Origin of the sequence: Aestuariivirga sp. (assembly GCF_020252395.1) — a bacterium.
Lineage (GTDB): Bacteria > Pseudomonadota > Alphaproteobacteria > Rhizobiales > Aestuariivirgaceae > Aestuariivirga.
The window spans coordinates 58,575-75,734 of the sequence record NZ_JADCDB010000024.1; the positions used below are offsets into that span (position 1 = coordinate 58,575).

The 17,160-nt window shown below is 63.0% G+C and carries 18 protein-coding genes and 1 pseudogene; 8 read left to right on the plus strand and 11 right to left on the minus strand.

Annotation, left to right across the window (positions count from 1 at the left end; all coding sequences use genetic code 11):
* Positions 1–124 precede the first annotated feature (124 nt).
* Positions 125–370 (plus strand): annotated as a pseudogene (locus IOC82_RS11950) (transposase); the annotation flags it as partial.
* 136 nt (positions 371–506) lie between these two features.
* Positions 507–779, plus strand: coding sequence for a helix-turn-helix transcriptional regulator (locus IOC82_RS17180; protein WP_366935679.1), 273 nt, complete (start codon positions 507–509; stop codon positions 777–779).
* A 128-nt stretch (positions 780–907) separates the two neighbouring features.
* Here IOC82_RS17180 and IOC82_RS11955 read toward each other — a convergent pair whose 3' ends face one another.
* Positions 908–2,161 carry an amino acid permease gene (locus IOC82_RS11955; RefSeq protein ID WP_290546422.1) on the minus strand — a complete coding sequence of 418 codons (1,254 nt, stop codon included), beginning with the start codon at positions 2,159–2,161 and terminating at the stop codon, positions 908–910.
* The gene (locus IOC82_RS11960) at positions 2,154–2,900 is read right to left on the minus strand and encodes a YqcI/YcgG family protein (protein ID WP_290546423.1); all 747 of its coding nucleotides are present in this window, start codon (positions 2,898–2,900) and stop codon (positions 2,154–2,156) included. Before IOC82_RS11960 ends, IOC82_RS11955 begins: the two co-directional genes overlap by 8 nt.
* 193 nt (positions 2,901–3,093) lie before the next feature.
* On the opposite strand from IOC82_RS11960, the gene IOC82_RS11965 reads away from it, so the two are divergent.
* On the plus strand, positions 3,094–3,594 hold the full coding sequence (locus IOC82_RS11965; RefSeq protein WP_290546424.1) for an Lrp/AsnC family transcriptional regulator: 501 nt from the start codon (positions 3,094–3,096) through the stop codon (positions 3,592–3,594).
* Positions 3,595–3,624: 30 nt separating this feature from the next.
* On the opposite strand, the gene IOC82_RS11970 is transcribed toward IOC82_RS11965, so the two are convergent.
* From IOC82_RS11970 to IOC82_RS12000, 7 genes are all read right to left on the minus strand, one after another.
* Positions 3,625–4,500, minus strand: a complete 876-nt coding sequence (locus IOC82_RS11970) for a 3-hydroxybutyryl-CoA dehydrogenase (RefSeq protein WP_290546425.1) — start codon at positions 4,498–4,500, stop codon at positions 3,625–3,627.
* A gap of 230 nt (positions 4,501–4,730) precedes the next feature.
* Positions 4,731–5,672 carry an electron transfer flavoprotein subunit alpha/FixB family protein gene (locus tag IOC82_RS11975; RefSeq protein ID WP_290546426.1) on the minus strand — a complete coding sequence of 314 codons (942 nt, stop codon included), beginning with the start codon at positions 5,670–5,672 and terminating at the stop codon, positions 4,731–4,733.
* The gene (locus IOC82_RS11980; protein WP_290546427.1) at positions 5,672–6,418 is read right to left on the minus strand and encodes an electron transfer flavoprotein subunit beta/FixA family protein; all 747 of its coding nucleotides are present in this window, start codon (positions 6,416–6,418) and stop codon (positions 5,672–5,674) included. The genes IOC82_RS11975 and IOC82_RS11980 overlap by 1 nt, the downstream gene beginning before the upstream one ends.
* A 101-nt stretch (positions 6,419–6,519) precedes the next feature.
* Positions 6,520–7,236, minus strand: a complete 717-nt coding sequence (locus tag IOC82_RS11985) for a rhomboid family intramembrane serine protease (RefSeq protein ID WP_290546428.1) — start codon at positions 7,234–7,236, stop codon at positions 6,520–6,522.
* An 8-nt stretch (positions 7,237–7,244) separates the two neighbouring features.
* Complete coding sequence (locus tag IOC82_RS11990; protein ID WP_290546429.1) at positions 7,245–7,838, minus strand: cob(I)yrinic acid a,c-diamide adenosyltransferase; 594 nt, start codon at positions 7,836–7,838, stop codon at positions 7,245–7,247.
* 32 nt (positions 7,839–7,870) lie between these two features.
* Positions 7,871–10,390 carry an FtsX-like permease family protein gene (locus tag IOC82_RS11995; RefSeq protein WP_290546430.1) on the minus strand — a complete coding sequence of 840 codons (2,520 nt, stop codon included), beginning with the start codon at positions 10,388–10,390 and terminating at the stop codon, positions 7,871–7,873.
* Complete coding sequence (locus IOC82_RS12000) at positions 10,387–11,070, minus strand: ABC transporter ATP-binding protein (RefSeq protein WP_290546438.1); 684 nt, start codon at positions 11,068–11,070, stop codon at positions 10,387–10,389. Before IOC82_RS12000 ends, IOC82_RS11995 begins: the two co-directional genes overlap by 4 nt.
* Positions 11,071–11,152: 82 nt before the next feature.
* Between IOC82_RS12000 and IOC82_RS12005 the strand changes: the two genes are divergently transcribed.
* The 4 genes from IOC82_RS12005 (at position 11,153) to IOC82_RS12020 (ending at position 13,527) form a co-directional block, all read left to right on the plus strand.
* Complete coding sequence (locus IOC82_RS12005; protein ID WP_290546431.1) at positions 11,153–11,779, plus strand: arylesterase; 627 nt, start codon at positions 11,153–11,155, stop codon at positions 11,777–11,779.
* 77 nt (positions 11,780–11,856) lie between these two features.
* The gene (gene thpR, locus IOC82_RS12010; RefSeq protein ID WP_290546432.1) at positions 11,857–12,399 is read left to right on the plus strand and encodes an RNA 2',3'-cyclic phosphodiesterase; all 543 of its coding nucleotides are present in this window, start codon (positions 11,857–11,859) and stop codon (positions 12,397–12,399) included.
* Positions 12,396–12,692 carry a 4a-hydroxytetrahydrobiopterin dehydratase gene (locus IOC82_RS12015; RefSeq protein ID WP_290546433.1) on the plus strand — a complete coding sequence of 99 codons (297 nt, stop codon included), beginning with the start codon at positions 12,396–12,398 and terminating at the stop codon, positions 12,690–12,692. The genes thpR and IOC82_RS12015 overlap by 4 nt, the downstream gene beginning before the upstream one ends.
* A gap of 91 nt (positions 12,693–12,783) precedes the next feature.
* A complete protein-coding gene (locus IOC82_RS12020) occupies positions 12,784–13,527 on the plus strand; it encodes a Bax inhibitor-1/YccA family protein (protein WP_290546434.1) in 744 nt (247 codons plus the stop codon).
* Positions 13,528–13,603: 76 nt separating this feature from the next.
* On the opposite strand, the gene IOC82_RS12025 is transcribed toward IOC82_RS12020, so the two are convergent.
* On the minus strand, positions 13,604–14,002 hold the full coding sequence (locus IOC82_RS12025) for a DUF2794 domain-containing protein (RefSeq protein WP_290546435.1): 399 nt from the start codon (positions 14,000–14,002) through the stop codon (positions 13,604–13,606).
* Between the two features lie 393 nt (positions 14,003–14,395).
* On the opposite strand from IOC82_RS12025, the gene htpG reads away from it, so the two are divergent.
* On the plus strand, positions 14,396–16,270 hold the full coding sequence (htpG, locus tag IOC82_RS12030) for a molecular chaperone HtpG (RefSeq protein WP_290546436.1): 1,875 nt from the start codon (positions 14,396–14,398) through the stop codon (positions 16,268–16,270).
* Positions 16,271–16,360: 90 nt separating this feature from the next.
* Here the strand turns inward: htpG and efp are convergent, their stop codons facing one another.
* A complete protein-coding gene (gene efp / locus IOC82_RS12035; protein WP_290546437.1) occupies positions 16,361–16,933 on the minus strand; it encodes an elongation factor P in 573 nt (190 codons plus the stop codon).
* Positions 16,934–17,160 lie beyond the last annotated feature (227 nt).

Below are 17,160 nucleotides of genomic sequence, written 5' to 3' on the forward strand. Positions count from 1 at the left end.
CCGGCGAGGGCCGGGATCGATCTTTGGTTCGGCATGTGCGGAGAGAAGGCGCGGTCCCGGCTTCCGCCGGCGCGGCGGTCTGAGCCGAAAGCCGATCTCAGTTGACCGCGCGCTGCTCCAGCGGCTGCCGCATCAGCACCGTAGACATTTTGAGAGCGCCAACATGCTTGAGCCGCTGACCGGGGAGTTCAAGCAACGCACCTGCGTCGTTTGTATTTTCCCCAATGCGGCCTCATGCTGCCGCCAAATCCGGGCGCTCGCCGCCGAAACCTGCGAAGACTGGCTGGAGGACACCCGTTATACCGCACGGCAAAACATCATAGAGCGCAAGATGACCAGCTGCGCCACGCCGCTTTACCTCAATTCTTAAAGAATTCGCTGCGCCGAACCAGCCCACGGACATAACACAGGCTTCGTTTTGACCAGTTTTCCGACAGTGCAGTTGACCTTACGAAAACCCTGGTCAATCTGCAAACATCGCCTTGCGGCCGGAGGGTGCTTACATGATGCAAAATGGAAAACGGGAGGGGGACCAAACCTGCTCCATCGATAGGTATGTGGGCAGCCGCCTGCGAGCCCTGCGAACCTCCCGGCGCCATTCGATCCTTCGTCTGGCGAAGCTGATGGGACTGCCGCCATTCGACCTTGCCCGCATTGAGAGCGGAACACGGCGGCTTTCCATTCCCGAACTGTGGACGTTGACGCGCATTTACGATGTCGAACCCCGTTATTTCTTCGGGGCCGATAGGCGTGGAGAACACAAACTTTGGAATTACTAGCGCATGTTCCGATTAGGCGGAACCGCCTAATCGAGAAGAACATGCGCCAGATCAAAGACTTGAGCATGATCTTATCGCAAAAGTGGATTCCACTTTTGCGGATCATGCCATAGGCGTGAAACGGTCGGTCAGGGCGGTGACGATGCATGCACGGTTGACTTCGAAGGCCAGCGGGGAGCAAGAACCGCGGCGAGGCTGAGCAATGCCGGGTAAACGAGGTTCGATCCCTGCCAAAAACACAGCACGGCGACGAGCACGACGGCAGCCGCCGCAAGAAGGCGAGGTCCCGTGCCGGGCATCAGGCGGAACAGGGCCGCCCCGGCAATGCCATAGAGAATGAAGAAATTCTGTCCGGCTAAGGCTAACATGCGATCAAGGCCGAAATGCCAGATTTGGTCAGCCAAGAGCACGCACAGCAAGGTCGCAACCGTCGCCAGCGCGGCTCGAACAGGTCTGCCATTCGATGTCCCAGCGAACCAACCCGGACATTGTCCTGACCGCGCGAGACTGAAGACAAGCCGGGAGACGCCCCATACCGCGCCTGTGAGATTGGCGAAGACGATCAGACACGCTGTAAGGCCCACAGCGCTCGGCCCCATTGGCCCAAGCACCGGCCCCACGACGCTTACGAAGGGTACTTCATAAATCCCTTCGAGGTCGAATCGGCTGGCGGTAAACGCTGCTCCTCCATAGAGAGCGCACACCAGCAGAAATGAGCCAACCATCGCCTTCGGGAAGTCGGCTGCGGGGTTGCGGAACTCCTCCGCAATCCCTGCTCCGATTTCCCAGCCGGTAAAGGCGAAAAAGATCATCATGAACGGGGCGAAGGCGACCGTGATCGGATCCGAAATCCGATCAACCGCGGACCTGGCGGGTGGCGCCGTCACGATTCCTATGACGATCAGCACGGCGACCACCAGAACAGTCGCGGAGGCCAGACCTGTCATTACGCGTGCCGCCCCGTCACCGGGAAGGAGATGCGGCACAAGAGCGAGCGTCACCAAGGCAATAGCATAGAGCGACGCAGAGCCTGGCAAGACTTGAGCCATATAATGCCCGCCCACGAGAGCGATAGACGGCAGACCGAAGGCAACCGCGCCCAGCAGCAGAAAGGCTGCGACGCGTTGCGCCGCGGGTCCAAAAGCCTTCTCGGCATAAGAGGCGATGCCGCCAGCGTCGGGATATTGGCGGCCGAGGAGAACAAAGACAAGAACGAGCGGCGTCGCGGCGATGGCGCAAATGGCCCAGGCGATGGGCGCTTGAGGCCCCGCCACCTTCTGGGCCAGGCCGGGAAGTGTCAGGAGCCCAGCGCCCACGACAATGTTGAGAAGAATGGCGGTGCCCCGGGTCGCAGTCAGCGTGCGCCCAAGAGCCTCACCCATTGTGCGAAACCTGCTGGCCCGATGCCGCCGGTATGGCGTTTGGCTGTTCTGTGTCTTCAAGAGCAGCATCTCTCCGCATCTTGAAGGGGCAACGGTCCGTCCTTGGTTCATTGGACTCCATCAGGCCGTATTGCCGCCATTCGATCTCGCCCGCCTCATAACTCCCAAGCGCCGGGCTGTGCGCCAATCCGTCATAGGCCTCAATTCGCTCGCGGATCCGCTGGCGTATCTTCCAGCCCGCCGGCGTATCTCCCGCCACCTTATCAAAGCGCTCCCGCGGATTGATCACGAGTGTGAGGGCCGGCCCCAGGTTCCGGCTGCGCCGCCGGCGATGGGCGGGATTGCTGATGTTGACGAAAATCTGCACGCCTAAGAAACACATGGTCCAGTGCGGCGTGTGAGGATCTTTGGCAACCGTGCCGGGCCACGGCGCCGGATCGACATCATGCCAGAATTGAAGCACGCTCCACGCGATCTGGTGATAGCTGGCAACGCTCGGCGCAGCTACGCGTTCGGGATGGAACACCATGACAAGGGGCTCCGCCGTAGCCGGAGAACCATCCCAGCTTGCGGCACGCTCAAGATACTCAGCGAGATCAGATGCAGACTTCATGAAGGACGCCTTGCTAAGATCATCTACAAAGGAGAAAACAAGACGCTCGGTGCGGCTTGCGTGCTGAGCAAACAGGCAGGGAAACTGGCCTGTTCGGGTAATATGTTCGACTATAGAAGATGCCACGTCCTTCCGCTACGGAAGATTTGGCATGATCGCGTCAGCCATTTCAAGCTGATCTTGCATGATTAGCATCGGAAAGCTCCTTATCCGCCGGAATAAAAGGCTTCACGAGCCAGGAATTTCGGAGCATCATTTAGACGGCGAGACCTTGACCAATTCTGATTGGCCAAAAACGAGATGTTCGCGAGCCACTGTCATGCAGGATGAACCCGCGCCGATACGTCCCTTCAGGCTGAACGCCAATGACCGGGCCATTCTGGCCCTGCTGGAGGAAGACGCCAAACGAACAACCACCGAGATTGCGTCGATTCTCGGAATCTCACGCACGACGGTCAAGAACCGCATCGACCGCATGCGGGATCACGGCGTGATCAAGCGTTACACGATTGAGCTCGAAAACCCATCCGCTGAGGAAGGGCGTCCGTCAACGGCGTTCTTCGTTGTGCAATTGAAGCGTCCGATCTGCCGGATTGTCTACCAGTCCATCCGTGGCTGGCCCGAGCTGCTGCAAGCGTGGTCCGTGACCGGGGAAACAGACTTCCTGGTGCTCGTCCGCACCACGGACAGTGAGCGGATCGAGCACCTGCGGGAACGTCTCATTCGCCACCCGGAGGTGCGCAACGTGACCAGACAATTGGTCTTGCAGGATTGGGTCCGCCGAGTTCAACCTTCGGCGGATTCCATGGTCGCGCCATAGACTGACGGCGTGACGTGACGACGGTGGCGGTCAGCGCGTCGGCACCGGCGTTTCGCCCCTGTAGTCGTAGAAGCCGCGGTTGGTCTTGCGGCCGAGCCAGCCGGCTTCGACGTATTTGACCAGCAGCGGGCAGGGGCGGTATTTCGAATCCGCCAACCCGTCGTGCAGCACCTGCATCACGGAGAGGCAGGTGTCGAGGCCGATGAAATCGGCAAGTTCCAGCGGACCCATGGGGTGGCGCGCGCCGAGCTTCATGGCGGTGTCGATGGCTTCCACGCCGCCCACGCCTTCATAGAGCGTATAGATCGCCTCGTTGATCATCGGCAGCAGGATGCGGTTGACGATGAAGGCGGGGAAGTCCTCGGAGACCGCGATGGTCTTCTTGAGCGAGGACGCGAATTCCTTGGCGACCGCGAAGGTTTGCTCGTCCGTGGCGATGCCGCGGATGAGCTCCACGAGCTCCATCACCGGCACGGGGTTCATGAAGTGGATGCCCATGAACTTTTCCGGGCGGTCGGTCGCTGCGGCAAGGCGCGTGATCGAGATCGAGGAGGTGTTGGAGCCGACGAGGCACTCAGGCTTCAGATGTGGGCAGAGCGCGGTGTAAATCTTGCGTTTGACCTGCTCGTCCTCGACAGCACTTTCGATGACGAGGTCATAGTCGCCGAAACCTTCATAGCCGTGCACCGGCTTGATTCGGGAGAGGGCAGCATCACGGCCGGCCTCCGACAGTTTGCCGGAGCGGACGCGCCGGGCGAGGTTGCCGTTGATCGTGGCGAGGCCGGCCTCGATCCGTTCCTTGCTGACGTCATAGAGACCCACGTCATAGCCCGCCAGCGCGCAGACATGCGCAATGCCGTTTCCCATCTGACCGGCGCCGATGACGCCGACTTTCCTGATCTGCATGATATCAAAGTGCCTGAATTCAACTGCCTCTGGAGCCTATATCGCGCCTGTTTGCAGGGCAAGAGCGTTTCGCATCTGCAGCAATAGCACTTTAGATTGGACTTCGCGGCGCCCTGCACGGATGAGCGGCACATTGATGGTTTCACATCAGGAAATGAGCGGCTTCTTTTCGTCCGTGTAAAGAAAAAGGGCGGCCAAGGCCACCCTTAACTCACCTTGATGTGAAGCGATCACCTGCCCAGCTTGGCGAGTTCCGCGTCGAGTTCCGGGACCGCAGCGAAAAGGTCGGCCACCAGGCCGTAGTCCGCCACCTGAAAGATCGGCGCCTCTTCGTCCTTGTTGATGGCGACGATGATCTTCGAGTCCTTCATGCCGGCCAGATGCTGGATGGCGCCCGAGATGCCGACCGCAATATAGAGGTCGGGGGCGACCACCTTGCCGGTCTGGCCGACCTGATAGTCGTTTGGCACATAGCCCGCGTCGACCGCGGCGCGCGAGGCGCCCACGGCGGCGTTGAGCTTGGAGGCCACCGATTCCAGCAGCGTGAAGTTATCGCCGTTCTGCATGCCGCGGCCACCGGAGACGACAATCCTGGCCGAGGTGAGCTCCGGGCGGTCCGACTTCGACAGGTTCTCGCCCTGGTAGGAGGAGAGGCCCGGATCGGCGGCAGCATCCATCTTGACGACGTCCGCCGAACCACCCTCACCCGCAGCCGGGAAGGAGGCGGTGCGCACGGTGATGACCTTCTTGGGGTCGGTCGACTGCACGGTCTGCACCGCGTTGCCGGCATAGATCAGGCGCACGAAGGTATCGGGCGATTTCACCTCCGAGATGTCGGACACCTGCATCACGTCAAGCAGGGCTGCAACGCGCGGCATGAAGTTCTTGCCATTGCCGGTGGCGGGCGAGACGATGTGGTCATAGGCCGGAGCCAGCGAGACGATGAGGGCGGCCATCGGCTCGGCCAGCGGGCGCTCAAGCGAGGCCGAGTCAACGTGCAGCACCTTCCTGACGCCGGCAAGCTTCGCGGCCTGCGCGGCTGCCGCACCGGCGTTGTTGCCGGCGACCAGCACGTGGACATCGCCGCCCATCTCGGCCGCGGCGGTGAGCGCCTTATGGGTTGCGTCCTTGACCGACGCATTGTCGTGTTCGGCAATGAGGAGGACAGCCATCAGATTGCTCCCGCTTCCTTGAGTTTGGCGACAAGTTCGGCGGGCGAGCCCACCTTGATGCCGGCCTGGCGCTTCGGCGGCTCCTCGGTCTTCACGACCTTGAGGCGGGGCGCGGTGCTGACGCCGTAATCGGCGGGCGTCTTCTCATCCAGCGGCTTCTTCTTGGCTTTCATGATGTTGGGGAGCGAGGCATAGCGCGGCTGGTTGAGGCGGAGGTCGGTCGTCACCACCGCCGGCAGCTTCACCTTCAGCATCTGCAGGCCGCCGTCAATCTCGCGGGTGATCTGCGCTTCGCCCGAGCCGGGCTCGAGCTTCGAGGTGAAGGTGGCCTGGGCCCAGCCCAGCAGGGCTGCCAGCATCTGGCCCGTCTGGTTGCAGTCGTCGTCGATCGCCTGCTTGCCGAGAATCACGATCTCCGGGCCTTCGGCCTCGACCACGCCCTTGAGGATCTTGGCGACCGCCAGCGGCTCGACCAGGTCGTCGGTCTTGACCAGGATGGCGCGGTCGGCGCCCATGGCAAGGGCGGTGCGGAGCGTTTCCTGCGCCTGGGCCGGTCCGATGGACACGGCCACGACTTCCGTCGCCACGCCTTTTTCCTTGAGGCGCACCGCCTCCTCGACGCCGATTTCGTCGAAGGGGTTCATCGACATCTTGACGTTGGCCAGTTCGACACCCGAACCGTCGGCCTTCACACGGATCTTGACGTTATAGTCAACGACCCGCTTCACAGCGACCAGGACTTTCATTCTGTTCCTCGATTTGTCGGTCTTCGAAAAAGTGGGCGGACCCTAGTGAGGGGAAAACCTCAAGTCAATTCCGGCAACGCCGCTTGATGGCCGAATGCGACCTAGCCCTTGGGCAAATAGCCGCTTTTGGGCTCCAGCTGCATCCACAGGCGGCGGCGGATGGCATAGGTGAGCCCCGCCCCGGCGAGGAAACCGCCGATATGGGCCGCCCAGGCAATGCCGGACTCGGGGTCCGCCCGCGCGATCCACCAGGAATAGACCTGCAGCAGGAACCAGCCGCCCAGCACCCAGAAGGCGCCAATGCGGATGGGGATGCGCAGGAACAGCAGGATCCAAACGCGGGCCCTGGGGAACAGCACCACATAGGCCCCGAGGATGCCCGAGACGGCGCCCGAGGCGCCCACCAGCGGCATGCGCGAACCGGGACCCAGCATCACATAGAGCAGGGCCGCCACGACGCCGGACATCAAGTAGAGGAAGGCAAAGGCGGCATGGCCATAGGCATCTTCGATATTGTCGGCGAAGACCCAGAGGAAGAGCATGTTGGAGATCAGGTGCCACCACCCGGCGTGGAGAAACATATAGGTGATCAGGGTGAAGGGCTCGGGAATGGGGTTATGGTTCAGAACGGGCGCGGCGCTGTGGGTGAGTTCGCCCGGAACCACGCCCCAGCCCGAGGCGATCTGATCCAGCACGGCCTCCGAGTTGAAGGCGCCGGTGGTGAGATACATCGCCACGTTCAGCGCGATGATCAGAATGGTGACGGCCTGGAAGCGGATGACCTTCAGCGGTGTCGAATCGTGAAGGGGAACGAACATGGGCTCTCTCAGGCGCCCCTGGTCTTGCCCGGCACCCACAGCACGTCGCCCGCGCCTGACGTGGCATTGGCCCAGCGGCTGGCGACGAAGAAGAAATCCGAAAGCCGGTTCACATAGGCAATCGCCCCCTCGCTCACATGCTCGCCCTCATGCGCGGCGAGCTCTACGATGAGGCGCTCGGCGCGGCGGCACACGGTGCGCGCGATGTGGAGATAAGCAGCCGCAGGATGGCCGCCCGGCAGCACGAAGGAGCGTAGGGCCGGGAGCTCGCAATTGAGCTCGTCGATCTCGGCCTCGATGCGCTCATACTGCCTGGGCAGAATGCGGAGGGGCTCGTAGCCCAGGTCCTTGCCGGTATCGGGAACGCAAAGATCGGCTCCGAGGTCGAACAATTCGTTCTGGATGCGCGCCAGCATCTGGTCGAGCTTCTGAATCCCGGGTGCGTTCGTGTGGAGCCGAACCACGCCGAGGGTGGAGTTGGTCTCGTCCACCGTGCCATAGGCCTGGATGCGTAAGTGCGCCTTGGACACGCGCTCGCCGGTGCCGAGGGCGGTTTCCCCGGCATCGCCTGTGCGGGTGTAGATGCGATTGAGAACGACCATGGAACCTGCCTAACGCGTGCCGGTGACGATTTCTACTCGTTTCTCAGGAGCGGGCCTGGCTTGGCCGAAAGCGCACGCCAGGTGACGGCGAGGCCGCCCGTTACCGTCACCGCCATGGCGATCGACGCCGTGAGAATTGCGGTGGGCGCGGAGAAGCTCCACGGGATCTGAAGGATGAAATTCGACAGGAACCACGAAGCGGCGGAGCCGGCCGCAAGTCCGAAGACGGCGGCCGCAAGGCCGAGGCCTGCATATTCGATGACGAAGGCGCCGATGAGCTGGCGCTTGGAAGCGCCATAGGTCTTCAGCACCACCGCCTCGTAAAGCCGTTCCGAGAGGCCGGCGGCCAGCGCGCCGGCGAGAACCAGCACGCCGGTGAGCAGGGTGAGGATGTTGGCGCCGCGGATCGCCACCAGCATTTTTTCCAGAAGCCCGCTCACTATGCCGATGGCGTCCTTCACCCGCACCGCGGTGACGGAGGGGTAGGCGCGCGCCGTGGCGTTCAAGAGCTTCGCCTCGTCGCCGCCCTTCATCTCCACGGTCACGAGATGGTTGTGGGGCGCGCCCTTCAGCGTGCTGGGTGTAAAGACCATGACGAAGTTGATGCCGAGGCTCCTCCAGTTCACGGCGCGCAGGTTGGCGACCTTCGCGGTGATGTCGCGGCCGAGCACGTTGACGGTGATCTCGTCGCCGATCTTCACGCCGATGCCGTTGGCAATCTCGTCCACCAGCGAGATGAGCGGCGGGCCGCTGTAATCGGCGGGCCACCATTCGCCCTCGACGAGGCGCGAACCCTCCGGCAGTGTTGCGGCGTAGGTGATGCCGCGGTCGCCGCGCAGCGCCCAGCTGGATTCAGGCGAGGCCTTCACCTTCTCCGCGGGAACGCCCTTCACCGCGGCGACGCGGCCCCTGAGCATCGGCGTGTTGTTGACGTGGGTGACGCCCGGCTCCTGCGACAGCTGGTCCTTGAACTGCTGCAATTCGCCATTGGGCACGTCGATAAAGAAGAAGGCGGGGGCACGCTCGGGGATGGAGGAGAGCAATTCCTTCGAAATGCTGCGGTCGGTCAGCGCAAGTGTGACGAAAAGCGTGAGGCCGAGGCCGAGTGCGAGAATGACGGAGGCCGCGGCGGAGCCCGGGCGATAGATGTTACCCACCGCATAACGCCAGATGGCGGAGCGGCTGCGCGGCAGGTGTTCGGCGCCCCAGACGATGAGGCGTGCGAGCGCCAGTAACACCACGAAGCTGGCGACGAGGCCGCTGAGGAAATAGGCCGTCACCTTGACGTTCTCGAAGGCATAGAAGGTGAGTGCGGCCATCAGCAGCAGCGCGGCGAGGATGACAAGGAAGGGGACAAGCCCCGGCCAGCCACGCACCGGCACGATGCGCGAACGGAACAGGGCCGAGGCCGCCACCTGCCGGGCATGGGCGAGCGGCCACAGCGCGAAGGCCAGCGTGGTGAGAAGCCCGAGCAGCCCGGCGAAGACCAAGGGCCAGGCATTGAAGTGCTGCGACATCGGAACGGGAATGATCTGGCCGAACAGCGCGGTGATGACGGGCGGTGCAACGGCGCCCGCCGCCAGCCCGAGCGCGATGGCGATCAAGGCAACGAGGATGATCTCGGTGAGATAGATGCCCATCACATCGGCTGACGAGGCGCCGAGGCATTTGAGCGTGGCGATCGAGCCCATCTTGCGCGTCACGAAGGCCTGCACCGCGTTGGCGATGCCGGCGCCGCCGACGATGAGCGAGGCAAGCCCCACCAGCGTCATGAAATAGCCGAGACGCTCGACGAAGCCGTCAGCCCCGGCGGCGGCATTGTTGCGGGTGCGGATGCGCCAGCCGGCATCGGGAAACTTCGCCTCCGCCTCCTTCTCCACCGCCTTGGCGGCGGTGAGGTCGGTATCCGTCAGCTTCAGACGATAGCGATAGGTGACGAGACTTCCGGGCTGCACGATGCCGGTGGCATCGAGCGTCGCGGGCGAGATCATCAGGCGCGGACCCAGCACCAGCGTATCGGAGAGGCGGTCAGGCTCCGTCTTGATCAAGGCACGGACTTGCACCTGCGTGTTGCCAAGCTTCACGCTGTCGCCGAGCTTGATGCCAAGCCGGCCGAGCAGGAGGGGATCGGCGGCGGCGCCTGCCACGCCATCCCTGGTGGCGATCGCGTCGCTGAGCGGCAGGCCGCCTTCGAGTTCCATCCTGCCATAGAGCGGATAGTTTCCGTCGACGGCCTTCACCTCGACCAGCGCGGTGTTGTCGCGCGTCAGCGCCATGCCGCGCACGGTGACCACCTTGCTCAGCGCGCCCTTGGACGCGATGAAGGCCAGCTGCGGGCCAGTGGCCTGCTGGTGGATGAGCGAGAATTCGAGATCGCCCCCCAATAGCGGCTGGCCCTGCTCGTCGATGCCGCGCTGGACCGATGCGGACAGCGCGCCGATGATCGCGATGGCGCCGGTGCCGAGTGCGAGGCAGGTAAGGAAGATCCAGAAGCCTTGCAGGCCGGAGCGCAGGTCGCGCGCGGCGAAGCGCAGCCAGAGGGCAATGTTCACGGCGTCGCTCCGGCGACGATCCTGCCGTCCAGCACCTCCGCCATGCGGTCGCAGCGCTGGGCCAGAGCGCGGTCGTGGGTGACGAGGATGAGCGAGGTGCCGTTCTGTTCCTTCACGTCGAACAGCAGCTTCATGATCTGTTCGCCCGTGACGTGGTCGAGGTTGCCGGTGGGCTCGTCGGCGATGATGATCTTCGCACCCGATGCCAGCGCGCGGGCAATGGCCACGCGCTGCTGCTCGCCGCCCGACAGCTGGCTCGGATAATGGTCCAGCCGGTGGCCTAGGCCGACGTGCTTCAGCCGGCCGGCGGCGGTCTGCATCGCGTCCGCCGCACCGCGGAACTCCAGCGGCACGGCGACATTCTCCAGCGCCGTCATTGTGGGGATCAGATGGAAGGACTGGAAGATGATGCCGACATGGTCGCGGCGGAAGGCGGCGAGTTCGTCCTCGCTTAAGCCCTTCAGGGACTTCCCCGCCACGGCGACGTCGCCCTTGGAGGCCTTCTCCAGCCCGGCGATCACCATCAGCAGCGTGGTCTTGCCGGAGCCCGAGGGGCCGACGATGCCGAGCGCCTCGCCGGGTCGCACGTCGAGGTCCACCCCGCGCAGGATGTCGACATTGCCCGCACGGCTGGGCAGCGTCAGGTGGACGTTCTTGAGGGAGACGGCAGCGGTGGTCATCGTATCGAACATGGCTCCCGTTACGTGTGAAGTCGAGGACCGGATGCTTGAACCGGACAACCATGGCGCTTAAGTGACCAGCATGCTGAAACTTTTCGCCTCCCTCGCACTTGTTATCCTTATGGCTACTGGCGCCGCTGCGGCGCCTAAGGTCATCCTGGCGCTGGGCGACAGCCTGACCGCCGGTCTGGGGCTGGGTCCCTCTGATGCCTTCCCGGCCAGGCTGGAGGCCGCCTTGAAAGCGAAGGGGCATGACGTGAAAGTGATCAATGCCGGGGTCTCGGGTGACACCGCGGCCGATGGCGCGGCCCGCCTGGATTGGGCGCTTTCCGAGCCGGTCGATGCCGTGATCGTCGAACTCGGCGCCAATGACGCGCTGCGCGGGCTGCCCGTGGCGCAGGCGGAGCAGGCGCTGGACGGGCTCCTCACCGCGCTCGACCGGAAGAACCTGCCCGTGCTGCTCGCGGGCATGAAGGCGCCGCCCAACATGGGGGCGGAGTACCAGAGCCATTTCGATGGCATGTATCAGCGCCTTGCGGCAAAACATCCGGAGGTGCTGCTTTATCCCTTCTTCCTCGACGGCGTGGCGGCGGAGCTGAAATTGAACCAGGGGGACGGCATGCACCCCAACCCGGCGGGTGTTGACGTGATCGTCGCCCGCATCCTGCCCAGCGTTGAGCAACTTCTGGGCAAGGCTGGCGGAAATTAGGACTTGGGATTGGTGAAATTCCCGATACCGTCAGCCAGTCGCGATTCGCTCATCCTTGGTGACAAAGGAGGCCCCGCATGCCACGACTCTTCACCGGCGTCGAAATCCCGGATGATGTGGCCCTTGACCTAGACCTGATGCGCGGCGGCATCAGCGGCGCCAGGTGGATCGACCGCGAAAGCTATCACATCACGCTCCGCTTCATCGGCGACATCGGCGAGGCGCTGGCCCGCGAGATCGGCTATGAGCTTGAGGGCGTGCAAGCGCGGCCGTTCAAGCTCAGGCTTTCGGGCTGCGATGTGTTTGGCGGCAACAAGCCCCATTCTCTGTTCGCCGCGGTGGAGGAAAGCCCGGAACTCCGCCGGCTGCAGTCGATCCATGAACGCATTTGCCAGGCGCTGGGTCTGCCGGCCGAACCGCGCAAATTCGCGCCGCATGTGACGCTCGCCCGCCTCAGGGAGCCGGACCTCCGGGCCTTGCACGCCTTCGTTGCCTCACATAACCTGTACAGGAGCCGGGTCTTCGAGGTGGGGCGCTTCGTCCTGTTTTCGTCGCGCCCGTCGTATGGGGGCGGTCCCTATGCGGTCGAGGAATCTTATCGTTTGCAGGCGGGTTCATGACGGACAAGGCACTGGTCGGGGTCGAACGCGCCAAGGCGCTCCATGAATTGCACGGCTGGGCAGAGGCCAAGGGGCGGGACGCCATCACCAAGACCTATCAGTTCAAGTCCTTCTCCCAGGCCTGGGGCTTCATGAGCCGGGTGGCGCTCTTCGCTGAGAAGACAGACCATCACCCGGAATGGACCAATGTCTATGGCCGGGTGGAGGTGACGTTGACAACACATTCCGCCGGAGGCGTCACGGAGAAAGACGTGGCGCTGGCCAAGAAGATGGAAACGCTCGCGAATTCGTGATCGCGTTGTGGCCTACTTAAATTTCCTGTAACTTGCGGTGGAATTGGCGCCAACCCATATTCGCACCGAGACTTACTGGAGGAACGAAACTATGGCCGACACTCGCTTTCAAACTCAGGTCAGGACACAGTCCCGGGCAGAGATCGACCAGGGGCTGCGCTCCTACATGCTGGGCGTCTACAACTACATGTCGCTTGGCGTGGCGGTCACTGCCATCATTGTCCTGGCGACCTACACCATCCCTGCCCTCGGTGCGGTCACCAACGTGCTGGCCTTGCCGGCCATGCTGGGCCTGATCGCCATGGGGTTCTTTGCGCCCCGCCTGCTGCTCGGCGGAAGCGTGGCGCGCGCCCATATCGTCTACTGGGCCTATGTTGCGCTGTGGGGCATCGGCATTGCGCCGATGGTGAACCGCTATCTCGGCATCGACCCTTCGATGGTGATGACCGCCTTCCTGTCCGCAGCGCTCACCTTCGGCGCGATGAGCCTGTGGGGCTACACCTCGAAGCGCGACCTCTCGGGCATGGGCGCGATCGCCGGCATGGCCTTGATCGGCCTGCTCATCGCCGGCCTGGTTAACTTGGTCGTGGCGATGTTCACCGGCATCACGCCTGCTGCGATGATGTTCAGCATGGTCATTTCCTTTGGCTTCGTGATCTTCGTCTCGTTGATCACCGCGTGGGAAACCCAGGCGATCAAGGAAATGTATGCCGATGCTGATGGCAGAGAGTCGGTCGCCCGCAAGTCGGTGTTCGGGGCCTTCATGCTCTACGGCAGCTTCATCAGCATCTTCATCAACATCCTGCAGATATTGGGCTTCATGAACCGGGAGTGACCGGGACGCCGAAGGATGTTGACATGCATTGAGCCCTGGTTCTCGCGGACCGGGGCTTTGTGTTTTCACCCGCCGTTCAGATGGTGGAGAGCGTCGGCGTTCTTGCCAGCACCCGCAGCACGTTGGCCAGGTCATGGCCACGCTTGAGGATCAGGCCAGTCTGCGCCACCACGGAATACATGCCCTGTTTCCGCGTCAGCGCCGGGTCCTTGACGATCCTGTAGAGCGGAACTTCGGAGGACCGGCGGAACACCGAGAAAACGGCTTCGTTACGCCCGAAATCCATGGCGTAGTCGCGCCATTCGCCCTCGGCAACTTTGGCGCCGTAGAAACCCAGGATGGTCTGCAGCTCCTTGCGGTCAAAGGCGACGCGCCCCGGTTGTTTCTGCTGGTGCGGATGGCTTGAGAGGTTTTGGCCGGCCGGGGCTTTCGCCTCCCAGGGCCGGAGCGGAATTATGCCGTCGGTCTTGTCCAAACTTCACCCCGCAGCGTCGTGACAGGCTGATGACGGATGGGAGGATGAACCCGTTCCGCCGCCTTGGCAAGCGGTGAGCAGAAATCACGTTTTGGCCGCATTGCGGGCAAGCTGCCGCCCCAACCCACCTCCATAACCGCATCGTTGCCTCTAGCGGCCCGGCTGGTGTTGAGATTCGGAAACTCAGCCCCCCAGCCCACCGGATCTCGCAAAGCCGGCCGGGCCACCCCTCCACGTTCCAGTGAGTTCGAGGCGTAATCTCGAGAGAGTCCGGAAGGCCGGAGCACCCCCCTGCTCCGGCCTTTTCTCTTGTGTTTTTGACCCCTTGACCATCGGGCAGCGGCACCCGATATGGCATGCATCAATCGAACACATGCTCCTGAAGAGGGTGACATGGCCACTGATACGGCGACCAGCGGCGCCACCGCGACCCCCCATCAATTCCAGGCGGAGGTGGCGAAGCTCCTCCACCTCATGGTGCATTCGGTCTATTCCGACCGCGACGTGTTCCTGCGCGAGCTGATCTCGAACGCCGCCGACGCGCTCGACAAATTGCGCTACGAGGCGATCGCCAACCCGGCACTGCTGGAAGGCCAGCCGGACCTCACCATCACCATAACGCCCGGTAAGGCGAAAAAGACGCTCACCATCGCCGACACCGGCATCGGCATGAGCGAGCAGGAGCTGATCGACAATCTCGGCACCATCGCCAAGTCGGGAACGCAAGCCTTCGTCGAGCAGGTAAAGGCCAGCCAGGGCGACGTGCACCTGATCGGCCAGTTCGGCATCGGCTTCTATTCGGGCTTCATCGTCGCCGAGAAGGTCGACGTGATCTCGCGCCGGGCGGGATCGGACAAAGCCTTTATGTGGTCGTCCGACGGCTCGGGCAGCTTCACCGTGACCCCCGTCGAGAGTGCCCCGCGCGGCACCTCCATCATTCTGAATCTTCGCGAGGATGCACTCGAGTTCCTCGAGGACTGGAAAATCGAGAGCGTGGTGCGAACCTACTCCGACCACATCGCGCTCCCGATCATGCTGGCGGTTGGCGACGAGACGGCGAAGCAGATCAACTCCGCCAATGCCATCTGGACGCGCGCGAAGTCCGACATCACGCCGGAGCAGCACAAGGAATTCTTCGGACACATTTCAGGGAGCTATTCCGACCCGGCGCTGACGCTCCACTACCGCGCCGAAGGCCGCAACGAATACACCGTGCTGCTCTATGTGCCCAGCGAGAGGCCCTTCGACCTCTATGACCCGGAGCGCCGCGGCCGCCAGAAACTTTACGTAAAGCGCGTTTACATCGCCGACGACGTGGAACTGCTGCCCGCCTATCTGCGCTTCGTGCGCGGCGTCATCGATTCGGAGGACATGCCGCTCAACATCTCCCGCGAGATGCTGCAGAACAACCCGCAGGTTGCCGCCATTCGCAAGGCGGTCACCAACAAGGTGCTGAGCGAGCTGAAGAAGTTCGGCGAGACGGATGATGCCGCCTATCGCAAACTCTGGGACATCTATGGCCCGGTGCTAAAAGAAGGCCTCTACGAGGACATGGAGCGCCGCGATCAGCTCTATGAACTCGTGCGCTTCAAGTCGACCAGGGGCGACTGGGTGAGCCTCAAGGATTACATCGCGGGCCTGAAGGAGAACCAGACGGCGATCTACTATCTCACCGCCGAGGATGAGGCGAAGGCCAAGGCCTCGCCGCAGCTTGAGGGCTACAAGGCGCGCGACGTGGAGGTGCTGCTGCTCACCGATCCGGTTGACAGTTTCTGGGTGCGCACCGCGCTGGGTTACGAAGGCAAGCCCTTCAAGTCGGTGGCACAGGGCTCGGCCGATCTCGACCTGATCGCGGCGAAGGACGAGGCGAAGCCCGATGCAGCCGCGGATGCCGGGACGGCTGTGCTCACCGCCGCGCTGAAGCAGGCGCTGGGCGAACGCGTGAAGGACGTGCGGTCGTCCAAGCGCCTCACGGAGAGTGCGGTCTGCATCGTCAACGACAGCATGATGGACCGCACGCTGGAGAAACTGCTGTCGCGCCAGAAGGACTCCGGCATCTCGGTATCCGCGCCGATCCTCGAGGTGAACCCCGGGCATCCGCTGATCAAGGCGCTGGCCGCGCAGGTGAAGGCCAAGGGCGCGTCATCGGTGGAAAATGCCGCCCAGCTGCTGCTCGACCAGGCCTTCATCATCGAGGGCGAGCAGGTGCCGGACCCGGCCGGCTTTGCGAAACGTCTGGCGGATGTCATGCGCAAGGCGTTCGGGTGATTTTTGTCCTCTCCCCCTGAAGGAGCGGGCGAGGACATAGAAATGGCCGGGACGAGCCCGGCCATTCCGAACATCAGCGGTGCAAGACCGTCAGTCTTTCGCGCGCTCCACATAGGCGCCGTCTTCGGTCTGCACCACGATGCGGGTGCCGGACACGATGTGGGGCGGAACCATGGTGCGCACGCCGTTGGAGAGGACGGCGGGCTTGAAGGAGGACGACGCCGTCTGGTTCTTGATGGCGGGCTCCGTCTCGACGATTTCAAGCGTCACGCGCTGCGGCAGTTCGATGGAGATGGGCGAACCGTTGAACAGCGCGATCTGGCACTCCATGCCTTCCTGCAGGAAGGGGGCCTGCTCGCCCAGCATGTCGGCCGAGACCTGGATTTGCTCATAGTTTTCGGGATTCATGAAGATGTAGTTGCCGCCGTCCTGGTAAAGGTAGGAGTGGGCGATCGTCTCGACAAAGGCGCGCTCGAGCGGGTCGGTCGTCTTGTAACGCACCACCGTCTTCACGCCGTCCGAGATGCGGCGCATGTCGATCGTGGTGGTCGGCGTGCCTTTGCCGGGGTGCATGGATTCGGCCTTCAGCACGACATAGAGCTTGCCGTCCTCATGCTCGATGACATTGCCCTTGCGGACACCGCTTGCGATTACCTTGACCACGTTGTTTCCCGTTTCTCTCGAATTGCCGGATTGGGTTGCGCGGGGTATTAGCAGCGGCCATTCCGGAAGCCAACCCCCCAGGAGGTCAGTGTCGGTAGCACACGATATGACCGGTTTAAGTAGCACACGATCTGTCCGGTAGGCTGGCCCTTTTTTGGGGGTCAGCATGAGCCGGACGGAAGCCCGAAGGGTTGTGCGAATGATGAAGTTCATGAGCGTTTTTGGCC